The 23,567-nt window shown below is 65.6% G+C and carries 23 protein-coding genes; 16 read left to right on the forward strand and 7 right to left on the reverse strand.

What is annotated here, in order from left to right; all coding sequences use genetic code 11:
• The first annotated feature begins 172 nt into the window (after positions 1–172).
• The 4 genes from N826_RS33785 (at position 173) to N826_RS33800 (ending at position 5,160) form a co-directional block, all read left to right on the forward strand.
• Complete coding sequence (locus N826_RS33785; RefSeq protein ID WP_052832548.1) at positions 173–970, forward strand: MotE family protein; 798 nt, start codon at positions 173–175, stop codon at positions 968–970.
• A gap of 107 nt (positions 971–1,077) precedes the next feature.
• On the forward strand, positions 1,078–1,728 hold the full coding sequence (locus tag N826_RS33790; protein ID WP_044436362.1) for a protein phosphatase CheZ: 651 nt from the start codon (positions 1,078–1,080) through the stop codon (positions 1,726–1,728).
• A gap of 6 nt (positions 1,729–1,734) precedes the next feature.
• Complete coding sequence (locus tag N826_RS44990) at positions 1,735–4,779, forward strand: tetratricopeptide repeat protein (protein WP_052832551.1); 3,045 nt, start codon at positions 1,735–1,737, stop codon at positions 4,777–4,779.
• 102 nt (positions 4,780–4,881) lie between these two features.
• Entirely contained in the window at positions 4,882–5,160 is a 279-nt protein-coding gene (locus tag N826_RS33800) for a hypothetical protein (protein WP_044436364.1), read from the forward strand.
• Positions 5,161–5,172: 12 nt separating this feature from the next.
• Here N826_RS33800 and fliP read toward each other — a convergent pair whose 3' ends face one another.
• Genes fliP through N826_RS33820 form a run of 4 tightly spaced genes read right to left on the reverse strand, consistent with a single transcriptional unit; the run spans position 5,173 to position 6,996 of the window.
• Positions 5,173–5,949: a flagellar type III secretion system pore protein FliP gene (gene fliP, locus N826_RS33805; RefSeq protein WP_044436366.1), complete on the reverse strand. Its 777-nt coding sequence runs from the start codon at positions 5,947–5,949 to the stop codon at positions 5,173–5,175.
• The gene (locus N826_RS33810) at positions 5,946–6,251 is read right to left on the reverse strand and encodes a flagellar biosynthetic protein FliO (RefSeq protein WP_044436368.1); all 306 of its coding nucleotides are present in this window, start codon (positions 6,249–6,251) and stop codon (positions 5,946–5,948) included. Before N826_RS33810 ends, fliP begins: the two co-directional genes overlap by 4 nt.
• A gap of 29 nt (positions 6,252–6,280) precedes the next feature.
• Positions 6,281–6,652, reverse strand: coding sequence for a hypothetical protein (locus N826_RS33815; protein ID WP_044436370.1), 372 nt, complete (start codon positions 6,650–6,652; stop codon positions 6,281–6,283).
• The gene (locus N826_RS33820; RefSeq protein WP_044436371.1) at positions 6,649–6,996 is read right to left on the reverse strand and encodes an EscU/YscU/HrcU family type III secretion system export apparatus switch protein; all 348 of its coding nucleotides are present in this window, start codon (positions 6,994–6,996) and stop codon (positions 6,649–6,651) included. Before N826_RS33820 ends, N826_RS33815 begins: the two co-directional genes overlap by 4 nt.
• Before the next feature lie 307 nt (positions 6,997–7,303).
• Between N826_RS33820 and flgB the strand changes: the two genes are divergently transcribed.
• From flgB to N826_RS33880, 12 genes are all read left to right on the forward strand, one after another.
• Positions 7,304–7,705, forward strand: coding sequence for a flagellar basal body rod protein FlgB (flgB, locus tag N826_RS33825; RefSeq protein ID WP_044436372.1), 402 nt, complete (start codon positions 7,304–7,306; stop codon positions 7,703–7,705).
• Positions 7,706–7,751: 46 nt separating this feature from the next.
• Positions 7,752–8,162, forward strand: a complete 411-nt coding sequence (gene flgC, locus N826_RS33830; protein ID WP_044436374.1) for a flagellar basal body rod protein FlgC — start codon at positions 7,752–7,754, stop codon at positions 8,160–8,162.
• Positions 8,163–8,235: 73 nt separating this feature from the next.
• Positions 8,236–8,541, forward strand: coding sequence for a flagellar hook-basal body complex protein FliE (gene fliE / locus N826_RS33835; protein WP_044436375.1), 306 nt, complete (start codon positions 8,236–8,238; stop codon positions 8,539–8,541).
• Positions 8,542–8,556: 15 nt separating this feature from the next.
• Positions 8,557–8,829, forward strand: a complete 273-nt coding sequence (gene fliQ, locus N826_RS33840; protein WP_044436377.1) for a flagellar biosynthesis protein FliQ — start codon at positions 8,557–8,559, stop codon at positions 8,827–8,829.
• A gap of 4 nt (positions 8,830–8,833) precedes the next feature.
• Entirely contained in the window at positions 8,834–9,610 is a 777-nt protein-coding gene (locus N826_RS33845) for a flagellar biosynthetic protein FliR (protein WP_044436379.1), read from the forward strand.
• Positions 9,611–9,627: 17 nt separating this feature from the next.
• Positions 9,628–10,704, forward strand: coding sequence for a flagellar biosynthesis protein FlhB (gene flhB / locus N826_RS33850; protein ID WP_044436381.1), 1,077 nt, complete (start codon positions 9,628–9,630; stop codon positions 10,702–10,704).
• Positions 10,705–10,898: 194 nt separating this feature from the next.
• A complete protein-coding gene (locus tag N826_RS33855; RefSeq protein ID WP_084721420.1) occupies positions 10,899–13,391 on the forward strand; it encodes an ATP-binding protein in 2,493 nt (830 codons plus the stop codon).
• A 397-nt stretch (positions 13,392–13,788) separates the two neighbouring features.
• Positions 13,789–14,865, forward strand: a complete 1,077-nt coding sequence (gene recA / locus N826_RS33860; RefSeq protein WP_044436383.1) for a recombinase RecA — start codon at positions 13,789–13,791, stop codon at positions 14,863–14,865.
• Positions 14,866–15,078: 213 nt separating this feature from the next.
• A complete protein-coding gene (gene alaS, locus N826_RS33865; RefSeq protein ID WP_044436417.1) occupies positions 15,079–17,739 on the forward strand; it encodes an alanine--tRNA ligase in 2,661 nt (886 codons plus the stop codon).
• Entirely contained in the window at positions 17,739–18,590 is an 852-nt protein-coding gene (locus tag N826_RS33870) for an AAA family ATPase (protein ID WP_044436419.1), read from the forward strand. The genes alaS and N826_RS33870 overlap by 1 nt, the downstream gene beginning before the upstream one ends.
• Before the next feature lie 43 nt (positions 18,591–18,633).
• On the forward strand, positions 18,634–19,821 hold the full coding sequence (locus N826_RS33875; protein ID WP_044436385.1) for a vWA domain-containing protein: 1,188 nt from the start codon (positions 18,634–18,636) through the stop codon (positions 19,819–19,821).
• 459 nt (positions 19,822–20,280) lie between these two features.
• The gene (locus N826_RS33880) at positions 20,281–20,649 is read left to right on the forward strand and encodes a GcrA family cell cycle regulator (RefSeq protein ID WP_044436421.1); all 369 of its coding nucleotides are present in this window, start codon (positions 20,281–20,283) and stop codon (positions 20,647–20,649) included.
• Between the two features lie 227 nt (positions 20,650–20,876).
• On the opposite strand, the gene N826_RS33885 is transcribed toward N826_RS33880, so the two are convergent.
• The 3 genes from N826_RS33885 to N826_RS33895 all read right to left on the reverse strand — a co-directional run bounded on the left by N826_RS33885 (position 20,877) and on the right by N826_RS33895 (position 23,544).
• A complete protein-coding gene (locus N826_RS33885) occupies positions 20,877–21,452 on the reverse strand; it encodes an OmpA family protein (RefSeq protein ID WP_052832555.1) in 576 nt (191 codons plus the stop codon).
• Between the two features lie 304 nt (positions 21,453–21,756).
• Positions 21,757–22,134, reverse strand: coding sequence for a Gfo/Idh/MocA family oxidoreductase (locus tag N826_RS33890; protein ID WP_044436387.1), 378 nt, complete (start codon positions 22,132–22,134; stop codon positions 21,757–21,759).
• A gap of 189 nt (positions 22,135–22,323) precedes the next feature.
• Positions 22,324–23,544 carry an NADP-dependent isocitrate dehydrogenase gene (locus N826_RS33895; RefSeq protein WP_044436388.1) on the reverse strand — a complete coding sequence of 407 codons (1,221 nt, stop codon included), beginning with the start codon at positions 23,542–23,544 and terminating at the stop codon, positions 22,324–22,326.
• Between the last annotated feature and the right edge of the window lie 23 nt (positions 23,545–23,567).

Raw genomic sequence — 23,567 nt, forward strand, 5'->3', positions numbered from 1 at the left:
CGCCGCCGCTGCGGCGCGCTGCGGCGCCTCCTCCGCCCGCCAGCCTGCCCGCTCCCCCCGCCGAAGAGCCGGCGCCCGCCCCTAAACCGTCGTCCCCGCCGCCGCAGGAGGCCCGTTCCAGGGCCGAGCGCGAGCTGCTCCGGGCGCTTGAGAACCTGCGTTGAGGCCCGTCATGCCCAATCCGCAAACACCCAGAAAACCGGCCGCTCCCGCCCGATCCGGCAAGGCAGCACCGCCTGCGGCGGCCGGGGCGGCAAAGGCTCCCGTCACGTCGCTGACGCTGCCATCGCGCTTTCGGCCCCGGCTGCTGCCGGTCACCATCTTCGTCGCCGTCCTGATGCTCGGCGTCCGCGTCGGCGACATCTGGCTGGCCCTGGGCGGCGACCTGCGCGGTCCTATCGGTTCCGTGCAGGCGCAGCAGCCGGCCCCGGCGGCGGCCACGCCGCCGCAGCCGCCGGCGGCGCAGCCGTTCAAGACCGACGCCGGGTTGCCGCCGCTGAATCCTGCCGCCAAGGTCATGACCGCCGCCGTGGACGAGCATGCCCCGGAAGGTTCCGGCAGCCTCCAGGCGGAGGTGTTCCAGCGCCTGACCGAACGGCGGGAGGAGCTGGACCGCCGCACGCGGGAGCTCGACCAGCGCGAGGCCCTGCTCAGCGCCGCCCAGCAGCGCATCGACCAGAAGGTGACCGAGCTGACCGAACTGCGGACCAATATCGAAGGGCTGCTCCGCCAGGTGGACGAAAAGCAGACGGCCCAGCTCGAAAGCCTCGTCAAGATCTACGAGACCATGAAGCCCAAGGATGCCGCGCGGATCTTCGAGGCCCTCGAATTGCCGGTGCTGCTCGACGTGGTGGAGCGCATGCGCGAAGGCAAGAGCGCGCCGGTCCTTGCCGCCATGGACCCCCTGAAAGCGAAGGAGGTCACCGCCTCGCTGATCGAGCGCCGGGCCTTGCCGACCCTGCCGAAATAGGCGTGCCGGCTTAACCCCGGTTTAAAGGGGGCCGCGCCAGTGTGGGCCGTCCCACGACACGAACCCGCACCCGCGATCCCAAGCCGGCAATAACAAAAAGGTAAGCGATGACCACCCTCCATATCGGTTCGACACCGCCGCTCCATAAGCGATTGGCGGAAGCGCGCGACGAGACGCGGCAACCCATCGACCGCGAGGAGATCGCCGGGATCGTCACCGCCGTCCTGACCTCCATGGAAGGGGACGTCTCGTCGAGCGACCTCAAGCTCTACGGCGAGCTGGAATCGCTGGCGCGCTACATCCAGCACGCCAAGCGCGAGATCGCGGCGATCCGACCCGACGACATCAACAGCGAGCACATCGCCAGCGCCACCGACGAACTGGACGCCGTGGTCGGCGCCACCGAGGACGCGACCAACCAGATCATGGACTCGTGCGACGTCATCAGCGCCATCGCCGCCAAGGTCGATCCGGAACCCCGCGCCGAACTGACCCAGGCGGTGACCCGGATCTTCGAGGCCTGCAACTTTCAGGACATTACCGGACAGCGCATCACCAAGGTCGTCCGCACCCTGAAGCACATCGAAGGCAAGATCGAGGTGCTGATCCAGGCGCTCGGCGAGGAGGTCCAGAAGAGCCACCGGAGCGCCGCAGCCGCCGACCCCAACAACGAGGACTCGCTGCTGAACGGCCCGCAACTCCCCGGCAACGCCATCGATCAGAGTGAGATCGACAAGTTGCTCGCCAGCTTCGACTGAAAGATCATGAGGGTCCGGCTGGGTGCTGTACTGGGAGCGGCGTTGCTGCTCGCCGGCGGGCTGACCGCGGCGGTGCCGCCGGCAGCCGCGCAGCAGCCGGACCCCGTCGTTCGGGTGCGCGCGGGCGTCCATCCCGACCGCAACCGGCTGGTGTTCGATTGGCCGGGCGGCCCGGTCGACTACTCCGTCGCCCGGCAGGGCGACACCGTCCAGATCACCTTTTCGAAACCGGGCACGGCCGATTTCCGCGCCATCCAGCGGACGAAGCTGCGCAACGTTCCGACCGTCGGCCAGACCGTCGCCGACGGCAAGCTGGTGGTCCAGATCACCATCCCGCCCGGCAGCGAGATCAAGCATTTCCGGCCCGGCTCGGGCGGCGTCGCCATCGACATCGTCGATCCCCCCAAGGGTGCGGCAAAGGCGACTGCGACCGCACCATCCGCGCCGGCCGCAGCCATATCGCCATCCCCGGTACCGGCACCCGCGCCGGCTCCCGCTCCCCAGGCGCCGTCGCAGGCGAAGCCGCAGCAGGAGCCGGCCAAGCCCCAGCCGTCGTCGCGTAAGCAGTTGCTGGCCCCGCCGGCGCCGGAAGGCTCCGCTCCGGCACCGAAAGCGGCGGTCGCGCCGCCTCCGCCGCCTTCCGCGTCGCCCCAGATGCCGGTGGCGTCCCAGCCGCTCAACGCTTCGCCTTCCGAGACACACCGGGGCGGCGTCACGGTGGAGGCGCAGGAACCGGCGGCCGCCGCCGTCTATACCCGCGCCGGTTTCCTCTATGTCGTGTTCGGCCGGCCGCTGGAACTCGACGGCAGGATCAAGGTCGATACGCTGGTCCCCGGACTGGGCGGACCGGAAACCGTGCCCCTGCGCGGCGCCACCGCGTTCCGCATGGCCTTGCCCGACGGCATGGAACCGGCGGTGACCCGCGATGGCAATACCTGGCGCATAGCCCTGGGACCGCGTGCCCCGGCACCGCCCGAAGGCCTGCCGGTCGATGCCCAGCGGGACTTTCCGCTGGGCGCGCGGCTGGTGGTCGGCGTTCCCGATGCCCGGCAGGTCGTCCAGATCAACGATCCCGTCGTCGGCGACCAGCTCCTGGTGGTGCCGCTGCCCAATCCGGGGCAGGCGGTCGCCGAACCCCACGGCTTCACCCAGCTCCGGCTGCTGCCGGCCGCCCAGGGTATCGTCGTACAGCCGCTGGAGGACACCGTCGCCGTCCGCCCGATCCGCGACGGGGTGGAGGTCACGTCCGCCGGCGGCCTGCGGCTGTCGCCGCCGGCCGATGTCGCCGGAGTGTCCGCTACCCGCCTGAGCGGCCGGGGGCGGGAACCGGCAGCGGCGGCGGCTTCCGGCCTGTTCGACCTCGCCCGCTGGCGGGGCGGGCCGGTGTCCGACTTCACCAAGCTCCGCCAGAAGGCGCAGCAGGCCGTCCTCAACGCGCCGGAGATCGAGAAGGACCGCGCCCGGCTGGACCTCGCCCATTTCTACTTCGCCCATGGCCTCGCGGCGGAAAGCCTCGGACTGATGGGCATGCTGGCCGGCAACCAGCCCGACCTGGAAAGCCGGCCGGAGTTCCAGGCGTTGCGAGGGGCGGGGCGGGTGCTCTACGGCGAACCGAAGCTGGGTGCCGAGGATCTCGCCAATCCGGCGCTCGACCGTCAGGACGAAGCGGTGCTCTGGCGGGCGGCCGCCTCGGCGGAGCAGGGCGACTGGCCGGCGGCGGCGCGCGATTTCGACCGCGCCCGCACCACCCTCGACGGCTATCCCGACCCCTTCTACACAAAGCTCGCAGCGATGGCGGTGAAGGCCAAGCTGGCGACCGGCGACCGGACGGGCGCCACCCGACAGCTCGACGCACTGGCCAAGCGTACCGGCGGGGCGTTCGAGAAGAAGCCGGTCGGCCAGTTCCTGCGCGGCCAGCTCCGCCTGCTCGCTGGCAACAAGGACGAGGCCATGGGCGCGTTCCGGACCGTTGCGGACAGCAACGACCGCCTGTACCGGACCCGCGCCGAGCTGGCCCTGGTCGATCTGGAGATGGAGAACGGGACGCTCGGCGCCGCCGAGGCCGTCGCCCGGCTGGAGCGGCTTCGCTTCGCCTGGCGCGGCGACGACCTGGAACTGGATATCCTGGAAAAGCTGGGCGCCACCTACATGAAGGCCCACAATTACGCCGAGGGCTTCAACACGATCCGGCAGGCTGCCGAGCTCTTCCCCGAAAGCCCGCGCGCCGCCGGGATGCTGAGCGGCATGTCGCAGAGCTTCGTGGACCTCTACACCAAGGACGGTGCCGCGGCGCTCTCGCCGGTCGAAGCACTCGGCCTCTACGACCAGTTCAAGGATCTGGCGCCGGAAGGGCCGCAGGCCGACGGCGTCGTCCGCCAGCTTGCCGAGCGGATGGTCGAGATCGACCTGCTCGGCCGCGCCGGCGACATGCTCCAGGGGCTGGTGAACGGCAAGCTCCAGGGAGCGGACAAGGGCGCCGCCGGCACCCGTCTAGCATCGATCCGCCTTCAGGACGCCAAGCCGGATCAGGCGATCGCGGCGCTCGACCAGTCCGACGTCCCGGAACTGACGCCGGCCCTGGTCGCCGAGCGGCGCATCCTGCGCGCCCGCGCGCTGGCCGAACTGAAGCGCTACGGCGAGGCCTTGGCGCTGCTGAAGGAGGACACCAGCCAGCCGGCCGAGCTGCTGCGGGTGGACATCGCGTGGCGCGGCGCCCAGTGGGCGGAGGCGGCATCCGGTCTCGCCAAGGTGATCGGACCGCCGCCGCCGGACGGCACGGCCCTGTCCAAGGACAAGGCGGATCTGGTGCTCAATCAGGCGGTGGCCCTGTCGCTGGCCGGCGACAATGCCGCGCTTGACCGGCTGCGCAGTCAGTTCGGCACGGCTATGGCCGACGGTCCCCATGCCGACACCTTCCGCGTCCTGGCGCGCCCTGGCCAGTCCGGCGGCCTGATCGACCTCGCCTCGATCCAGTCGCGCGTCAAGGAGGTCGGCACCTTCCAGAAGTTCCTGGCCGGCCAGCGCGGAGCCGCCGCCCCGGTGGTGAACTGAAGAAGCGCCGCCGCCCCGGCGGTGAACTGACGAAAAGCGGAACCGCCATGGCGGCGGGCACGTTGACTCTTTCTGGTATCACAACGGAACGGGGAGAGCAGCGTGTCCCACAATCACAACGGCACCTTCGACGACGAGACCGACCGCCTGAAGTTCAGGCCTGGCCAGCCGGTCCAGAAGGATGCGGAAGGCAATGAAGCAGGCGAGTCGGCCGGGCCGGGCAGCCACACGGCCGCGGCATCTTCCAGCGGCGGGTCGGGCGACATCGTCACCGAAACCAAGAAAGGCCCCAACCCCGTCGCCGACGGCACGGAACGCGCCAGCGAGAGTGAGAACGCGGAACCGGACGGCGATCCCAAGGCGGCGCCCGCGAGTTCCTGAATGCCGGAACGGCTAGGATAGCCCGCCGAAGCTCTGGACCAGAGTGCCTGAAATCAGGTGCCAGCCGTCCACCAGCACGAAGAAGATGATCTTGAACGGCATCGCCACGGCGGCCGGCGGCAGCATCATCATGCCCATCGACATCAGGATCGACGCCACCACCATGTCGATGATCAGGAAGGGCAGGAAAAGCAGGAAGCCGATCTCGAAGCCCCGGCGCAGTTCCGAGATCATGAAGGCCGGGATCAGCACCTGAAGCGGCGTGTCCTCCGGCGCCTTGACCTCTCCTGTCTTGGCGATATCGGCGAACAGGATCAGGTCGGCTTCCCGGACATGCTGCATCATGAAGGCGTGGAACGGTTTGACCGACTGCTCGAACGCCTCCATCTCGTCGATCTCGTTGGCGACCAGCGGTGCGATCCCGTTGGTGTAGGCTTCCTGCATCGTCGGGGCCATGATGAAGGCCGTCAGGAACAGCGCCAGGCTCATCATGACGGAGTTCGGCGGCGTCTGCTGGATGCCCATCGCGGTGCGCAGGAACGACAGCACCACCGCGATCCGGATGAAGGCGGTCACCATCACCAGGATGCCGGGGGCGATCGACAGCACCGTCAGCAGCGCGAAGAGCTGGATGATCTGCGACGTGCTGGACCCGCCGGCGCGGTTGAGGTCCAGGTTGAAGCTCTGCGCAAGGGCGGGATATGCGAGCAGCCAGACGGTCAGCCCTGCCAGCGGCGCTGCGACGGCGGCCAGCACCGACAGGTTCCGGCGAAGACGATCCAGGTTCATCGCGAAGTCCCGGCGTCCGCGGCGGCGCCGTCCGCCGGCGGGGCGATGCCCGTCTCCAGGACGAGGTCGTTGTTGATGCCCAGCAGCACCAGATGCTCCACCCCGTCGCGCCGGATCAGGACCAGCCGGCGCCGGACGTCGATCTGGGCGACTTCGACGACGCCCAGCCGGCGCGCCTTACCGGTACGGGGCGGCATCGCCGAGCCGTAGCCAAGACGGCGCATGACCCAGGAAGCGGCCACGATCAGCGCCAGCACGAAGCTCAGGGCAAGCGCGAAGCGCAGATAGGTTTCCATCTCCATGGCGGGCTCGCTTCCGGGACTGCGTGGGATCAATCCCGGACCGGGCCGGAGATCGGGGGAAGGGGCGGCCTGCCGTAGGCCTGCGATGCCCGGCTGCCGGACACCTTGCGGAGCGCCAGTTCGGTGTCGGCCTGAACCTGGGCGCAGGCGGTGGAGAGCATGGTGAGGTCCTGTACCAGCAGCGTCAGCTTCGGCATCAGGACGCGGGCCGTCTCGTGCGGCTGGGCTTCCAGGCCCGCGCAGATCGAGGCGACGCGGTCGTCCAGCCCCGCCAGATCGATCACGCCGCCCGCCTGAAGGGCGACACGGGTGTCGCCGATGGCGAGCGCTATCATGTCCAGCTCCCGCTCGATTGCCGCCATGTCCGTGAGCGAGGGGGCGCCGCCCGGGCCGCCGTTCATGGCTGCCCTCCCGCGGCATGGCCACCCAGCGGCGGCAGCTTGCCGTTGGCGCGGTAGATATAGGCCAGGATCTCCGCCACGGCGACCAGCGCGTCCGTCGGGATTTCCGAATCGAGCTGGACCACCGACAGCAGTTCCGCCAAGTCGGCGTCCTCGCGCACCTTGACGCCCGATGCGAAGGCCATCTCCAGGATCTGTTCCGCCATCCGGCCCTGGCCGCTCGCCACCACGCGGGGCAGGGAGGGGCCGTCCAGCTCGTACTGGAGAGCCACGGCGATGGGCTTGCGCACCTTGGCGGGGCGGGCGGCGGATGGGTCCGGACGATGTCGATCTTGATAGGGCACGGAGATCCCGCAGAAAAAGGCGCTCGCACGCCGTATCGGCGCGTCTCCGGAACCTAGCCGATCATGCTTAACCAATCCTAAAGAGGCGCCGCGGCAAAGTTGACCCGGCAGATATTGCCCCTTCGGACCGGTGACAGCGGCATATCATCCATGAAAAGCGGTGGAAATCCTGACGATACGGCTGCCTTGGCCGTGGCTCGCCGGTTGCATGAAGAAGTATCGGCACGGATGCGCCCCGCCGCCTTAACGGGATATTAAGACGGCTCGGCAATTCTGGAACCTTGCGTTGAAATGGGCAGGTAGCACCATGGACTTGGGCAGCACGGGCCTCTTCAGGCTGATGAAAGGTAAACTGGACTGGCTGACCGAGCGGCAGCAGGTGCTGGCCCAGAACATCGCCAACTCCGACACACCCCATTACCGTCCGAGCGACCTGACCGGGTTCAGCTTCGACCGTGCCCTGGGACAGACCCGCCAGCTGGCGCCGGCCAGGACGGCGGTCGGCCACATGACCGGATCGACGCAGGCGCAGGGCAACGACGTTCAGAAGGACAGGCCCCGGCACAACTACGAAGCGGCGCCCGACGGCAACTCCGTCATCATGGAAGAGCAGATGATCAAGGTCGCCGATACCGGCATGACCTATCAGCTCGTCACCAATCTCTACCGCAAGCATGTCGGCCTGATGAAGACCGCCATCGGCCGCTGATCCCCGACTTTTGGTCCCCGACCCTTAATCCCTGGGAGGAAACAAGATGGATTTGCGCGACAGCCTGACCGTCGCCGCCGCGGGCATGAAGGTGCAGGGCACCCGCATCAAGGTCATCGCCGAGAACATGGCGAATTCCGACTCCACGGCGGAAACCCCCAACGACCTGCCGTACCGGCGCAAGGTGATCACGTTCGAGAACGCGATGGACCGCCAGCACGGGCTGGAGATGGTCCGCGTCCACAAGATCGACAAGGACCGCAGCGACTTCCAGCGCCGCTACGACCCGACCCATCCCAGCGCCAACGCCGAGGGCTACGTGCTGTACCCGAACGTCAATTCCCTGGTCGAAGCCAATGACATGCGCGAAGCGCAGCGCAGCTACGAGGCCAACCTGAGCGTCATCGAGGCATCGAAGACCCTGCTGACGCGCACGATAGAAATCCTGCGCGGCTAAATCCCGCCCATCTGAAACCTGCACGCCCGAATCCTGACCGCCTGACCGCCTGCCAGATACCGGAGTTCGAACCATGGTCGCCCTCGTCGCCAATGCCCTCAGCGCCTATGCCAAGACGGCCGCAGCCGGCGCGTCGCCGGGCATCGCCGCGAAGGATGCCGGACCGTCCTTCGCCACCTTCGTCAAGGACGCCGCGGCGACCGGCATCGAGCAGTTGCACAAGAGCGAGCGGATCAGCGCCGCCGCCGTGGTCGGCAAGGCCGACCTGACGGAGGTGATCACGGCGGTCACCAACGCCGAACTGACGCTCCAGACCGCCACGTCGGTACGCGACAAGGTGGTCCAGGCGTATCAGGAAATCCTGCGCATGCCGATCTGACGGCGCCGCTTCGCCATGAACTCAACCGACGTGCTGGAGGTGGTCCGCGAGTCCATCATCGTGACCCTGAAGATCGGCGGACCGATCATGATCATATCGCTCGTTGTCGGCCTTGCGATCTCGCTGTTCCAGGCGCTGACCCAGATCCAGGAGATGACGCTGACCTTCGTTCCCAAGGTCGTCATCGTGTTCGGCGCGCTGATCCTGCTGATGCCCTTCATGCTCTCTACATTGGTGACCTTCACCCACCAGCTCGCGGACCGGATCATTGGCATGGGGACGGGCTAACTCCATGCCGATGGAGATCCTGTCGCTCGATCAGGCCCTGACCGGCCAGATATATTCCTTCATGCTGATCTTCTCGCGGATCGGCACCGCCTTCATGCAGCTGCCGGGCTTCGGCGACACCTACGTCCAGCCCCGCATCCGCCTGCTGCTGGCGCTCGCGATCACGCTGGTGGTCCAGCCCGCCATCACTCCCATGCTGCCGCCGGTCCCGGCCGGCGCGCTCGGGCTGACCGTCCTGATCGTGATGGAAGGGTTCGTCGGCCTGTTCCTGGGCACGATCTCGCGCATGCTCTCGGCGGCCCTGGACATCGCGGGCACCATCATCTCCATGCAGATCGGCCTGTCCAACGCCTTCATGTTCAATCCCGCGCTGGCGGCGCAGGGCACGCTGATCGGCGCCTACATGGGCAATATCGGCGTCGTCCTGCTGTTCGTTACCGATCTTCACCACCTGCTGATCCTGTCGGTGATCGGCAGCTACGAGGTCTTCGTGCCCGGAGCGCCCCTGCCGATGGGCGACTTCGCCGAGATGATGACGAAGATGGTCGCCCAGTGCTTCTCGATCGGGGCACAGATGGCGGCGCCCTTCATCGCGGTCGGCATCATGTTCAACCTGGCGCTCGGACTGCTCCAGAAAATGATGCCCCAGCTTCAGGCCTTCAGCGTCATCATGGGCGGTCAGGTGGCGCTCGGGCTGGCGTTGCTCACCCTCGTCATGTCCGCCACGATGATGTTCTGGCTGCGCACGGTCGAAAGCAGCCTCGCCGGTTTTCTCGGCTAGGGCGCGGGGAAGCGGGGATGGCCGAAGACGAGGATGATGCCTCAAAGACCGAGGACGCCAGCGGCAAGAAGCTGAGCGACGCCCGGGAAAAAGGCGACGTGCCGATGAGCCAGGAGGTCAAGATCTGGCTCATGCTGCTCGCCAGCCTCGTCGTCGTCTCCATGATCGCCCCATCCTCGATAAGGCGTCTCAGCGACGGCCTCGTGGGCTATCTCGAGCATGCGGGAACGGTGCCGGTGGACCAGGGCGCCATCGGCGGCATCCTCCGCGACACCGCATTGACGGCGTTCCTGGCCATCCTGCTGCCGGTTCTCATCATGGCGGCGGCCGGGGTCCTGGGCACCATCCTCCAGATCGGCTGGCTGGTCACCGCCGAGAAGATGAAGCCGGACATCGCCAAGCTGAACCCGCTGCCCGCCTTCATGCGGCTGTTCTCGATGCAGAACGGGCTGGAACTGGTCAAGGGGTTCGTCAAGATGGCCGTCATCGGGGCCGTCTGCTACATCATCCTGAAGCCCATGATGATCAGCGTCGAGCACTACGCCGGCATGCCGATGGAGCTTCTGCTCAGCGAGATCCAGTATCTCGTGGTCAGGCTCTTCCTCTGGGTCACCATCATCATGTTCCTCCTGGCCGGCGGAGACCTCTTCTATCAGCGGTTCAAGTATGCCGAGAAGATGAAGATGTCCAAGCACGACCAGAAGGAGGAATACAAGCAGCAGGAAGGCGACCCCATCGTCAAGGGACGCCTGCGCCAGATGCGGTTCGACAAGGCGCGCCAGCGCATGATGCAGGCGGTGCCCCGGGCCGACGTGGTCGTGACCAACCCGACCCACTTCGCCGTGGCGCTGAAATACGACCAGTCCGCCATGGCGGCACCGGTCGTGCTGGCCAAGGGCGCCGACGCGGTGGCCGCGAAGATCCGCGAGATCGCCAAGGAGAACGACATTCCCATCGTCGAGAATCCGCCTCTCGCGCGGGCACTCTTCGCCTCGGTCGAAATCGACCAGGAGATTCCGCCGGAGCATTACAAGGCAATGGCCGAAGTCATATCTTACGTGTTCAAGCTGAAGAATCGCCTGGGCCGCAACTAAGCGTTTTGCGCGTTAGGGTTAATGCGGTAGTAAGTCTACTGAATGAACAGTTGCATGGGGCAGCAGTGCAGGATCAGGTTTCTCCATCCGTTACCGATATCTCCGGAGATTTTTCCGGAACCGGGCTGCCCGTCGGGAAAAAGCCGTCCGGCGATGGCGCCGTGACTCGGACCGCCATCTACGGCCTCGGCGGGATGACGGCTGCCGGAGCGTTGAGCCTGGGTCTCGCGGCCGGTGGGATCGTGACCGACCCCGTCATGCTGACCGGCGGCCTGTTCGCCGTCCTGGCGTTGGGGGGGGGCATCCTCGCCCGGCGGATCGTATCGGTCCAGTCCGGCACGGAGCACCAGCGATCGATGCTGGCCGAAAGTTTCGATGCCGGATTGATGGGGCGGATGATCACGGCGTCTGACGGCACCGTCGTCCAGGCCAACTCCGTCTTCCGCACCTGGGTCGGTGCCGGGCCGGAAGGGGCGTCGGGGTCTGCCTCCGCGCTGTTCGACATGCTGCGCCGGCGCTTCGACCATGATCCGGAAATGGCGGCGCGCTTCCGCCGCCTCGCGGATTCGGCCCGGCAGGGCAGGGCGGACTGGGCGGAACTGGTGCCCGGTCCCGGCGGCACCCGCGGACCGAATGACGCCGCTGGCTCGGGCGCCTGGTCGCTGATCCGGGTGATGCCGCTCGCCGGAACCGGCGGATTGGCGAAATGGGTGATCGAGGACATCAGCGACCGCAAGGATGTCGAGCAGCGTCTCCGCGACGAGCAGGAGAACCTGTCCGACTTCATGAACCACGCTCCCGTCGGGTTCTATTCGGTCGATCACGACGGGCGGTTCCTGTTCGCCAACGCCACGCTGGCCGCCTGGCTCGACTGCTCTGCGGCCGATCTGGTGTGCGGCGGGGTGTCGCTGCACGACGTGCTGGCGGAGCCGGCCCGCGGGAGCCGGCACAGCCCCTTCGCCGGCGACGAGAGCCGCGGCGAAGTGACCATGAAGAGCCTGAAGGGGCGCCGGTTCCAGGCTTCGATCGCCCAGACCACCGTGGCGTCGCCGGACGGGCGCAGCCTGCGGACGCGGTCCGTGGTCCGCGACCTGACGCCGGAACGCGACTGGCGCGAGGCGCTGCACCGGTCCGAACAGCGGTTCCAGAGCTTCTTCGAGGATGCCCCCATAGGCATCGCGCTGATCAACGACGACGGCACGCTGGCGGAGTGCAACGACGCCTTCCTGACGATGATCGGGCGGCCGTCGCGCAGCATCCTGGGATGCCCGCTGGCCGAGCTGTTCAGCCCGGGCGAGCGCACCAGCATCCTCGCCCGGCTCGACCAGGGTAAGATCGGTTCCGGAATGATCGCCCCCTTCGAGGTCAACCTGCGGACCCAGGGGCGCGAAAAGAAGATGGCGCAGCTCTATGCGCGCCGTCTGGCCGGATCGCCGGGCGAGGCCGACCCTTCCGGTTCCAGTTCCGGTTCCGGAATGATCCTCCACTTCATCGACCTGACCGAGCAGAAGAGCCTGGAGGCGCAGTTCGCGCAGAGCCAGAAGATGCAGGCGATCGGCCAGCTGGCCGGTGGCGTCGCGCACGACTTCAACAACCTGCTGACGGCGATGATCGGCTTCTGCGACCTGCTGCTGCTGCGCCACAAGCCGGGCGACCAGTCGTTCAGCGACATCATGCAGATCAAGCAGAACGCCAACCGTGCGGCCAACCTCGTCCGCCAGTTGCTGGCCTTCTCGCGCCAGCAGACGCTTCAGCCGCGCATCCTGAACATCACCGACGTTCTCGCCGAACTGTCGAACCTCCTGCGCCGCCTGATCGGCGAGAACATCGAACTGAAGATGGTCCACGGCCGCGACCTCGGCCTGATCAAGGTGGACCAGGGGCAGCTCGAGCAGGTCATCATCAATCTGGCGGTCAACGCACGCGACGCCATGTCCGGCGGCGGCCGCCTGACCATCCAGACCAGCAACGTATCGACCAACGAGCCGACCCGGCGGGAACACGAGGAGATGCCGCCCGGCGAATATGTCGCGATCGAGGTGCTCGATACCGGCACCGGCATCCCCAAGGAGAACCTGGCCCGCATCTTCGAGCCGTTCTTCTCGACCAAGGAAGTCGGCTCCGGCACCGGCCTTGGGCTGTCCACGGTCTACGGCATCGTGCGCCAGACCGGCGGCTTCATCTTTGTCGACAGCGCACCGGGAGAAGGCGCCAAGTTCACCATCCACCTGCCGCGCCATCAGGCGGCGAAGACCGCCGCCGTCACGGCCGAGGCCGAGAGCGAGGCGCGGGAGCGTTCCGCCGGCGACCTTACCGGCACCGGAACGATCCTGCTGGTCGAGGACGAGGACGCCGTGCGCGTCTTCAGTGCGCGGGCCTTGCGCAACAAGGGCTATCAGGTGCTGGAGGCCCGCAGCGGCGAGGCGGCGCTGAACCTGCTCAACACGGAGTCGAACCGCGTCGACCTTCTGGTCAGCGACGTCGTGATGCCCCACATGGACGGACCGACCCTGATCCGCCACGTCCGTGACAAGCGGCCCGACATGAAGGTGATCTTCATCTCCGGCTATACCGAGGACAAGTTCCGCGACCAGATCGACGCCGGAGAACACATTCACTTCCTGCCCAAGCCCTTCAGCCTGAAGCAGCTCGCCGGCAAGGTGAAGGAGGTCCTGCGGGACGGGTGACTGAAATAGTGGAGAAACTCCTGATACGAGTCGTGGATAGGCGTGAATGACGTCGGATGTAAATGGGCGAATATTTCAATATTCGTCAAACCAAGACTTGATCTTGGTATCTCCCAACGTCATTTCCACTATGGCAACGACTCTCTATTACGAGTTGGGAGTCCGCATGTAGCTTCGGGCTAGGAGATACCAAGATCAAGTCTTGGTATGACGGTTTGAAGGTTGCGCCTGGGGCTGGGCCTTGATGTCCGGCTTCCACGGCCGCGAGAACACCCCTGACATAACCGGGCCTTCGTTCTCTTTTTGTTCCGAATAGGCCTTGGCAGGAGAGAACAGAAGCGGTACATTCGCTTCAGATTGCACTCCTGTCCGGCGTATGAGAGAAGAGGGCCCCAGCATGTCGTCCGCACCCTTGCGTTTGGTTGAAAGTCCCATGGATAAGCAAAAGGCACTCGACGCGGCCCTCGGTCAGATCGAACGCGCATTCGGCAAGGGCTCCATCATGAAGCTCGGCGCGCGCGAAGCGGCGACCGAGACCGAAGTCGTCTCGACCGGTTCGCTCGGCCTCGATATAGCGCTTGGCATCGGCGGCCTGCCACGCGGCCGCATCGTTGAAATCTACGGCCCTGAAAGCTCGGGCAAGACCACGCTGGCCCTCCATGCCATCGCCCAGGCCCAGAAGAACGGGGGCACCTGCGCCTTCGTGGACGCGGAGCACGCGCTCGACCCCGGCTACGCCCGCAAGCTCGGTGTCAACGTCGACGAGCTGCTGATCTCGCAGCCCGACGCCGGTGAACAGGCGCTGGAAATCACCGATACGCTGGTCCGCTCCGGTGCCATCGACGTGCTGGTGGTCGACAGCGTCGCGGCCCTGGTGCCGCGCGCCGAGCTGGAAGGCGAGATGGGCGACAGCCATGTCGGCCTGCATGCCCGCCTGATGAGCCAGGCGCTCCGCAAGCTGACCGGCTCGATCTCCAAGTCGCATACCACCGTCATCTTCATCAACCAGATCCGGCTGAAGATCGGCGTGATGTTTGGCAACCCGGAAACCACCACCGGCGGTAACGCGCTGAAGTTCTACGCCTCCGTCCGCCTCGACATCCGCCGCATCGGCGCGATCAAGGACCGGGAGAACGTGGTCGGCAACCAGACCCGCGTGAAGGTGGTCAAGAACAAGATGGCCCCGCCGTTCCGCGTGGTCGAGTTCGACATCATGTACGGCGAGGGCGTCTCCAAGGTCGGCGAACTGCTCGACCTCGGCGTCCAGGCCAACGTGGTGGAGAAGTCGGGTTCCTGGTTCAGCTACGAAGGCCAGCGCATCGGCCAGGGCCGCGAGAACGCCAAGACCTTCCTGCGCACCAACACGGAAGTGGCCGACTCGATCGAGGCCAAGATCCGCGGCAACGCCGGCCTCGTCGCCAACGCGATGATGGGCACGCCGGAAGCGGATGCCGAAGCCAGCACGCCGGACTGAGCTGCGCCAGCCGCTTCTGCCTGAAGCCTCATGAAGCCGCGCGGGTCCTTGCGACCCGCGCGGCTTCATGACGTTCGGGCGCGTGCGAGGCAATCCGCAGGGCATCGGTGGACATGCCCCCCACCGGCACGGTACAAGCATTCAACCCTTGTCGGCCGAAACTGTTGAAGAAACGGGCCGTATCATCCTGCGTCCTGGGAATTGAGCGCCATCATGCAGACCGCCAACGACATCCGCGCCACCTTCCTGAACTACTTTGCCAAACAGAGTCACCAGATCGTCGAGTCGAGCCCGCTGGTTCCCCGCAACGATCCGACCCTGATGTTCACCAACGCCGGCATGGTGCAGTTCAAGAACGTCTTCACCGGCGCCGAGGCGCGTCCCTATAAGCGGGCGACGACCAGCCAGAAATGCGTGCGCGCGGGCGGCAAGCACAACGACCTGGACAATGTCGGCTACACCGCCCGGCATCACACCTTCTTCGAGATGCTCGGCAACTTCTCGTTCGGCGACTACTTCAAGGACGGCGCCATCGAGCTGGCCTGGAACCTGATCACGAAGGAATACGGTCTGCCGGCCGACAAGCTGCTGGTCACCGTCCATTCCTCCGACGACGAGGCCTTTGGCCTGTGGCAGAAGATCGCGGGCCTGGACGAGCGCAAGATCATTCGCATCCCGACCGACGACAATTTCTGGCGGATGGGCGATACCGGCCCCTGCGGTCCCTGCTCCGAGATCTTCTTCGATCACGGTCCCGCCGTGCCCGGCGGCCCGCCCGGCAGCCCCGACCAGGACGGCGACCGCTTCATCGAGATCTGGAACCTCGTGTTCATGCAGTACGAGCAGATCACGCCGGACAAGCGGATCGAGCTGCCCAAACCCTCGATCGACACCGGCATGGGCCTGGAGCGGCTGGCGGCCGTCCTCCAGGGCAAGCATGACAACTACGACATCGACCTGCTGCGCACCCTGATCCTGGCCTCCGCCGAAGCGACCAAGGTCAGCGCCGACGGTCCGCACGCGGTCTCCCACCGGGTCATCGCCGACCACCTGCGCTCCGTATCGTTCCTGATCGCCGACGGCGTGCTGCCGTCCAACGAGGGACGCGGCTACGTGCTGCGCCGGATCATGCGCCGCGCCATGCGCCACGCCCACATCATCGGCTGCAAGGAGCCGCTGATGCACAGGCTGGTGCCGACGCTGGTCCAGCTCATGGGACCGCACTACCCGGAACTGGTCCGCGCCCAGCCGCTGATCACCGAGACGCTGAAGCTGGAGGAAACCCGCTTCAAGCAGACCCTGGAACGCGGCCTGCGCCTGCTGGACGAGGAAACCGCCGGCATCCCCGAGGGCGGCTCCCTGGCCGGCGATGTCGCCTTCAAGCTCTACGACACCTTCGGCTTCCCGGTCGATCTGACGCAGGACGTGCTGCGCGGCCGTAACCGCACCGTCGATATCGACGGCTTCAACGAGGCGATGAATCGCCAGAAGGCCGAGGCGCGCAAGGCGTGGTCCGGTTCCGGCGAGGCCGCGACCGAGACCCTGTGGTTCGAACTGCGCGACGAGCTGGGCGCCACCGAGTTCTTCGGCTACGACACCGAAGTCGCCGAGGGCAAGGTCCTGGCCCTGATCGTCGATGGCAAGCGCGTCGACGAGGCGCCCGCCGGCACCGACGTCCAGGTGATCGTCAACCAGACCCCATTCTACGGCGAGTCCGGCGGTCAGGTCGGCGACAGCGGCGTCATGTTCACGCCCGACGGGACCGAAGTTCCCGTCATCGACACCCAGAAGAAGCTGGGCGCCCTGTGGGTCCATATCTCCAAGGTCGCCAAGGGCACGCTGAAGGTCGGCGACGTGGTCGAGCTGCGGGTGGACACCGCCCGCCGTTCCGCGATCCGCGCCAACCACTCCGCCACCCACCTGCTGCACGAGGCGCTGCGCCGCCGCCTGGGCGAGCACGTCACGCAGAAGGGCTCCCTGGTAGCGCCTGAGCGCCTGCGCTTCGACATCAGCCAGCCGGTCGGCCTGACCGCCGAGGACATCGCCGTCGTGGAGCGGGAGGTCAACGACCGCGTGCTCGGCAACAGCGACGTCGTGACCCGCCTGATGAGCCCGCAGGAAGCCGTCCAACTCGGCGCCATGGCCCTGTTCGGCGAGAAATACGGCGACGAGGTCCGCGTCGTCTCGATGGGCGGACGCGACCCCGATGCCAACAAGGAGTTCTCGATCGAACTCTGCGGCGGCACCCATGTCCGCCGCACCGGCGACATCGGCCTGTTCAAGATCGTCGGCGAAGGCGCCGTCGCCGCCGGCGTCCGCCGGATCGAGGCGCTGACCGGCTACGGCGCCGCGGCCTACCTCAACGAGCAGGAACACCTGCTCCACCAGACGGCCGCCGCCCTCAAGGCGACCCCGACGGAAGTCCCGGCCCGCGTCGCGTCCCTGGTGGACGAGCGCCGCCGGCTGGAGCGCGAAGTCGCCGACCTCCGCCGCCAGATCGCCATGGGCGGCGGCTCCGGCCCGGCCGGTGGCGGCGAGAAGGAGGTTGCCGGCGTCAAGTTCGCGGCCCGCGTGATCGACGGCATGCCCGCCAAGGACCTCAAGCCGATGGCCGACGAGATGAAGAAGCAGGTCGGCTCCGGCGTGATAGCCCTGATCGCGGTCAACGACGGCAAGGCCTCCCTGGTCGTCGCCGTCACCGAAGACCTGACCGGCCGCTTCAGCGCCGTCGATCTGGTCAAGGCCGGTGCGGCAGCCGTCGGCGGCAAAGGCGGCGGCGGCCGCCCCGACATGGCCCAGGCAGGCGGCCCCGACGGCGCCAACGCCAACGACGCCCTCACGGCGATCGAGCAGGCGATGGCGGTGCCGGCATGATGAAGTTCACCGGTACCGAAAACTACGTCGCCACCGACGATCTCCGCGTCGCCGTCAATGCCGCCGTGGCGCTTCAGCGGCCGCTGCTGGTCAAGGGCGAGCCGGGTACCGGCAAGACGATCCTGGCCGAGGAGATCGCCAAGGCGCTCGACCGTCCGCTGATCCAGTGGCACATCAAGTCCACCACCAAGGCCCAGCAGGGCCTCTACGAGTACGATGCGGTCAGCCGCCTGCGCGACAGCCAGCTCGGCGACGAGCGGGTGCGCGACATCGGCAACTACATCGTCAAGGGCAAGCTATGGGAAGCGTTCGAGGCGGAGAAGCCGTCCGTCCTGCTGATCGACGAGATCGACAAGGCCGATATCGAGTTCCCGAACGACCTGCTGCTCGAACTCGACCGGATGGAGTTCTTCGTCTACGAGACGCGGCAGGTGATCAAGGCGCGCCAGCGTCCGGTCGTGATCATCACCTCCAACAACGAGAAGGAGCTGCCCGACGCCTTCCTGCGCCGCTGCTTCTTCCACTACATCCGCTTCCCCGACCCGGAAACGATGGCCCGCATCGTCGATGTCCATTATCCCGGCATCAAGGCCGACCTGATCCGCGATGCGCTGACGCTGTTCTATGAAGTCCGCGAGACGCCGGGCCTCAAGAAGAAGCCCAGCACGTCGGAACTGCTGGACTGGATCAAGCTGCTGATGGTCGAGGACGTCTCGCCCGAGACGCTCCGCACCCGCGATCCCAAGAAGCTGATCCCGCCGCTCCACGGCGCCTTGCTGAAGAACGAGCAGGACGTCCACCTGTTCGAGCGTCTGGCCTTCCTCAGCCGCCGGGAGCGGGGCGGGGACTAAGCGGGAAAGGGCACGGTAAGGCAGGCAAGGCAGAGCACCGGCGATGTTCACGACCTTCTTCTACGAATTGCGCAAGGCCCAGGTGCCGGTTTCCCTCAAGGAGTATCTGGCGCTGATGGAGGCGATGCGGCAGGGGATCGCCGACTACAGCGTCGAGGACTTCTACTACCTGTCGCGCACCTGCCTCGTTAAGGACGAGCGCAACATCGACCGCTTCGATCAGGTCTTCTCCCACGTCTTCAAGGGGCTGGAAGGCGTTGCCGACGGCACCGATCCCGTCACCGCCGAAATCCCGGAGGAATGGCTCCGTAAGCTGGCGGAGAAGTACCTGACGGAGGAGGAGAAGCGGCAGATCCAGTCGCTCGGCGGCTGGGAAAAGCTGATGGAGACGCTGGCCCAGCGGCTGGCCGAGCAGCAGGGCCGCCACCAGGGGGGCTCCAAGTGGATCGGCACGGCCGGCACGTCGCCCTTCGGCGCCTATGGCTACAACCCCGAAGGCATCCGCATCGGCCAGGACAAGAGCCGCCACCGCCGGGCGGTCAAGGTCTGGGACAAGCGGGAGTTCCGAAACCTCGACGACACGGTCGAGCTTGGCACCCGCAACATCAAGGTGGCCTTGCGCCGGCTGCGCAAGTTCGCACGGCAGGGCGCCGCCGAGGAGTTGGATCTTCCCGATACGATCCGCTCGACCGCCCGCAACGCCGGGACGCTCGACCTCAAGATGGTCCGGGAGCGGCACAACAGCGTCAAGGTGCTGCTGTTCCTGGATATCGGTGGCTCGATGGACGATCATATCCGCATCTGCGAAGAGCTGTTTTCCGCAGCACGCGGGGAATTCAAGCACCTCGAATACTTCTATTTCCACAACTGCGTCTACGAAGGCGTCTGGCGCGACAACCGCCGCCGCCATGCCGAGCGCATGTCCACCTGGGACGTGATCCACACCTACGCCGCCGACTACAAGCTGGTCTTCGTCGGCGACGCCGCCATGAGCCCCTACGAGATCGTCTATCCGGGAGGCAGCGTCGAGCACTGGAACGAGGAGGCGGGGCAGGTTTGGCTCCAGCGGCTGCTACAGACCTACAGCCGCTCTATCTGGCTCAATCCTGCCCCTCAGAACTACTGGAGCTACACCGAGAGCACCCGCATCCTCCAGCGTCTGATGGACGGCCGGATGTATCCCCTGACGCTCGACGGACTGGATGCCGGCATGAAGGAACTCAGCCGCTGAGGTTTTGGCATTACGTCAGAGATGCCGAACGTTGCGGCAGAGCCACAGTCCTGCGGCATTTTTGTCCGCCTATCATCTGAAATATGGATAGACCAGCCGGTCCGGTACGATGAGAAACGATCGTCGTGCCCACCGTCTCTTGTGGGTAACGATGTGGACATAAGCTGGATTTCATTGATTCGATTGGCTTCCCGGGAGAATTCGAAAGCTAGGTTCCATCAGCCGTCATTAGCCAACATGGCCTCGAACATTTCAGTCGGCTTATGAAATAAACAAATGGTTTACTACTTTTGCATATAAATGTAACAGCAACCCTCTAGGCATAGACGGGCTTATCTGGTAGCCTCTTTGGACGTCGGCACTAGATGTAGAGACTTATGGAAAGCGGAACGCGATATGCGGCGCACCATGGTCCTGCTGGCTATAATTAATAGAGACCCGGATGAGTGGAGACAGCGCATGAGTTGGACTGACGAGCGGGTAGAGCAGTTGAAGCAACTCTGGGGCCAGGGTATGAGCGCGAGCGAAATCGCGGATACTCTGGGCGATATTACCCGTAACGCGGTTATCGGGAAGGCCCACCGCCTCGGACTTTCCGGACGGCCTTCACCGATCAAGAAGAAGCCGTCGCGCGGGGCCACGATCCTTGCGCTGACGGAGCGCATGTGCAAATGGCCGGTCGGCGACCCCAAGCACGCGGATTTCCATTTCTGCGGCAAGACTGCCCAGGCCGGCATGCCCTACTGCGCCGAACACGCCGCCATCGCCTACCAGCCCAGTTCCAAGAAGCGTGACGAGGACCGCGAGCGCAAGGTGGGCGCCGCCTGATCCGATTATCTCCATAGATCCGCTGACAAGCCCGCTGGTGCCCGCCAGCGGGCTTCTTTTTTGTGCCGGCGCATGTTGCTCACCATCGCACCCATCCCCGAAGCCATCCAGGCAAACGAAAAGGGGCGCCGGTGGGCGCCCCTTCCGCTTGATCGTCTTCCCAGGAAACGGACAGCCCCGCAAGGGCCTGTCCGAAACCTTCCGCCGACGAAGACCCGCTGCCAGGATTACTGGAAGCGGACTTCGGCGCGACGGTTGGAGGGCTCACGCACGCCGTCGCCGGTCGCGATCAGCGGCTGGGTCTCGCCGAGGCCGCGGGTCGCGATCTGGCCAGCCGGCACGCCGCGCTGGACCAGGGCGTCACGGACAGCACCGGCGCGACGCTCGGACAGGCGCTGGTTGTAGGCCGGCGAACCCGAGGTGTCGGTGTGGCCGACGACGTTCAGGCGGCTGGCGCTGGTCCGGCGCGCATCCGACACGACCGTGTTCAGGATGTCCTGAGCGGCCGGGGTGATGGCGTACTTGTCGAAGTCGAAGAACACGAAGTAGACGGCGTTCGCCAGCGGAGCGGCCGGCGGAACGGCGGCGGCCGGAGCGACGGCGGCTGCCGGCGGCGGAGGGCAGTCATAGCTTCCCGCGTGGAGAACGGCGGTGTTGTTAGCTGCAATCACGGGCTTACCGGTGGAGTCCACCACCGTGTTGCACTTCACCGGAGCGCTTTGAGCCAGCACGCTGGCGGGCGCAACCACCGACATCGCCAGGAACGCAAAGACGCCCGAGGCAGCGATTTGATTAAGGCGCACGACCTTCTCCCTTGAGCTGAATTGGTGCATCAACGTAACGCGTACACGCGAGAGTCCAGTGCTGAAAACACATACGCCGCGGGCACGGTTCCTACTTAGATCCGAAGAACGGAAATTACCCCGTAACATCCAGAACGCGGAGTAACCTGCCGAAAACAAACGGTCTTCACAAGCTTCGCGGTACAGGCCCGGATCGCCGCAAATTCCTGTAACCGTGGTAGCAGCGGGGCAATCTATATCATGGTACTCTAAAACAAAATCCCGGCAACCAAAATATAATCGACTATCCGTTATGAGCCGGATGTCAGTAGTCCAAATCGTCGTGCTTGAACTGGACCAACTTGCCTTTGGAGAGGGAGAGCAGCAAGACGGCTATCAGCTCATGCATGATGACGGTGTGATGGTTATCCGTCTTCTGCATGTAATGGCGCAGGGCGTCACGGACTTTGTGAACTCCAGTGACGTCGATGAATATATCGATGTCTTCGCCAAGGCCGGCAAGTTCAAGAAAATCGCTATAGGTCTTCACACCCTTGGAGCGTGCGATTACCATGCCGTGGGCATCTGGATTAAGGTCGGCTATGCCGACAACCTTGACGAAATCTGCCGAAAGGAGCTGTTCGAGCAGTGGTGCGCCGGTTTCACCTGCCCCGACAATCGCGATTCTGATCTTGTGTGGCATCTTTGCAATTCCTCAGCACGGCATGTCACAGTAACTCTTCGGCGTGCTGGCGCATCTGACGGACACCATCTCGCGAAGCCGTGGTGAGATTTACCCGCAACTCCATAAAAAGCAACCCCGCCCGAACGAATCGGGCGGGGTTGCGGCAAAACGACGGCATCGCCGGGGCGGTGCCGTCCCGTTCCGGGCTCAGGCCGAGGCCATCGCCTTCTTCAGGTTCTCGTCAAGCTTGTCCAGGAACTGCTTGGTGGTCAACCAGGGCTGGTCCGGACCGATCAGGATGGCGAGGTCCTTGGTCATGGCGCCGGCCTCGACGCTGTCGACGCAGACCTTTTCCAGGGTCTGGGCGAAGGCGGTGACATCCGGCGTATTGTCGAACTTGCCGCGATAGGACAGGCCCTGCGTCCAGGCGAAGATCGACGCGATCGGGTTGGTCGAGGTCTCGCGGCCCTTCTGGTGCTCGCGGTAGTGACGGGTCACCGTGCCGTGGGCGGCCTCGGCCTCCACCGTGTTGCCATCGGGCGTCAGCAGGACCGAGGTCATCAGGCCCAGCGAGCCGAAGCCCTGCGCCACGGTGTCGGACTGCACGTCGCCGTCGTAGTTCTTGCAGGCCCACACGAAGCCGCCGTCCCACTTCATCACGCTGGCGACCATGTCGTCGATCAGGCGGTGCTCGTAGGTCTGGCCGATCTTCTTGAACTCGTCGGCGAACTCTGCGTCGAAGACCTCCTGGAACAGGTTCTTGAAGCGGCCGTCGTAGACCTTCAGGATCGTGTTCTTGGTCGACAGGTAGACTGGCAGCTTGCGCGCCAAGCCGTAGTTGAAGCAGGCGCGGGCGAAGCCGCGGATGCTTTCGTCCAGATTGTACATGCCCATGGCGACGCCGGCTTCCGGGAACTGGAAGACGTCGTAGGTCGTGGGTTCGCCGCCGCCGTCGGGCGTGAAGGTCATCGTCAGCTTGCCGGGACCGGGGACCTGGAAGTCGGTCGCGCGGTACTGGTCGCCGAAGGCGTGACGGCCGATGATCAGGGGCTTGGTCCAGCCCGGAACCAGGCGCGGAACGTTGGAGCAGATGATCGGCTCGCGGAAGACGGTGCCGCCCAGGATGTTGCGGATCGTGCCGTTGGGCGACTTCCACATCTTCTTGAGGTTGAATTCCGTGACGCGCTGTTCGTCCGGAGTGATCGTCGCGCACTTCACGCCCACGCCATACTGCTTGATGGCATTGGCCGCATCGACGGTGACCTGATCTTCGGTCTTGTCGCGATATTCGACGCCCAGATCGTAGTATTTCAGATCGATGTCGAGATAGGGCAGGATCAGCTTTTCTTTGATGAACTGCCAGATGATCCGGGTCATCTCATCGCCGTCGAGTTCGACGACCGGGTTAGCGACCTTAATCTTTGCCATGTAAAATTCTCCCGGTTGGGCGG

The organism is Skermanella aerolata KACC 11604 (genome assembly GCF_000936425.1).
Lineage (GTDB): Bacteria > Pseudomonadota > Alphaproteobacteria > Azospirillales > Azospirillaceae > Skermanella > Skermanella aerolata.

Bases quoted from the DNA above. Each gene is read 5' to 3' on its own strand.
- N826_RS33785 (WP_052832548.1), top strand. From the start codon at position 173: ATGCCCAATCCGCAAACACCCAGAAAACCGGCCGCTCCCGCCCGATCC.
- N826_RS33790 (WP_044436362.1), top strand. From the start codon at position 1,078: ATGACCACCCTCCATATCGGTTCGACACCGCCGCTCCATAAGCGATTG.
- N826_RS44990 (WP_052832551.1), top strand. From the start codon at position 1,735: ATGAGGGTCCGGCTGGGTGCTGTACTGGGAGCGGCGTTGCTGCTCGCC.
- fliP (WP_044436366.1), bottom strand. From the start codon at position 5,949: ATGAACCTGGATCGTCTTCGCCGGAACCTGTCGGTGCTGGCCGCCGTC.
- N826_RS33810 (WP_044436368.1), bottom strand. From the start codon at position 6,251: ATGGAGATGGAAACCTATCTGCGCTTCGCGCTTGCCCTGAGCTTCGTG.
- N826_RS33815 (WP_044436370.1), bottom strand. From the start codon at position 6,652: ATGAACGGCGGCCCGGGCGGCGCCCCCTCGCTCACGGACATGGCGGCA.
- flgB (WP_044436372.1), top strand. From the start codon at position 7,304: ATGGACTTGGGCAGCACGGGCCTCTTCAGGCTGATGAAAGGTAAACTG.
- flgC (WP_044436374.1), top strand. From the start codon at position 7,752: ATGGATTTGCGCGACAGCCTGACCGTCGCCGCCGCGGGCATGAAGGTG.
- fliE (WP_044436375.1), top strand. From the start codon at position 8,236: ATGGTCGCCCTCGTCGCCAATGCCCTCAGCGCCTATGCCAAGACGGCC.
- fliQ (WP_044436377.1), top strand. From the start codon at position 8,557: ATGAACTCAACCGACGTGCTGGAGGTGGTCCGCGAGTCCATCATCGTG.
- N826_RS33845 (WP_044436379.1), top strand. From the start codon at position 8,834: ATGCCGATGGAGATCCTGTCGCTCGATCAGGCCCTGACCGGCCAGATA.
- flhB (WP_044436381.1), top strand. From the start codon at position 9,628: ATGGCCGAAGACGAGGATGATGCCTCAAAGACCGAGGACGCCAGCGGC.
- N826_RS33855 (WP_084721420.1), top strand. From the start codon at position 10,899: ATGACGGCTGCCGGAGCGTTGAGCCTGGGTCTCGCGGCCGGTGGGATC.
- recA (WP_044436383.1), top strand. From the start codon at position 13,789: ATGTCGTCCGCACCCTTGCGTTTGGTTGAAAGTCCCATGGATAAGCAA.
- alaS (WP_044436417.1), top strand. From the start codon at position 15,079: ATGCAGACCGCCAACGACATCCGCGCCACCTTCCTGAACTACTTTGCC.
- N826_RS33870 (WP_044436419.1), top strand. From the start codon at position 17,739: ATGAAGTTCACCGGTACCGAAAACTACGTCGCCACCGACGATCTCCGC.
- N826_RS33875 (WP_044436385.1), top strand. From the start codon at position 18,634: ATGTTCACGACCTTCTTCTACGAATTGCGCAAGGCCCAGGTGCCGGTT.
- N826_RS33880 (WP_044436421.1), top strand. From the start codon at position 20,281: ATGAGTTGGACTGACGAGCGGGTAGAGCAGTTGAAGCAACTCTGGGGC.
- N826_RS33890 (WP_044436387.1), bottom strand. From the start codon at position 22,134: ATGCCACACAAGATCAGAATCGCGATTGTCGGGGCAGGTGAAACCGGC.
- N826_RS33895 (WP_044436388.1), bottom strand. From the start codon at position 23,544: ATGGCAAAGATTAAGGTCGCTAACCCGGTCGTCGAACTCGACGGCGAT.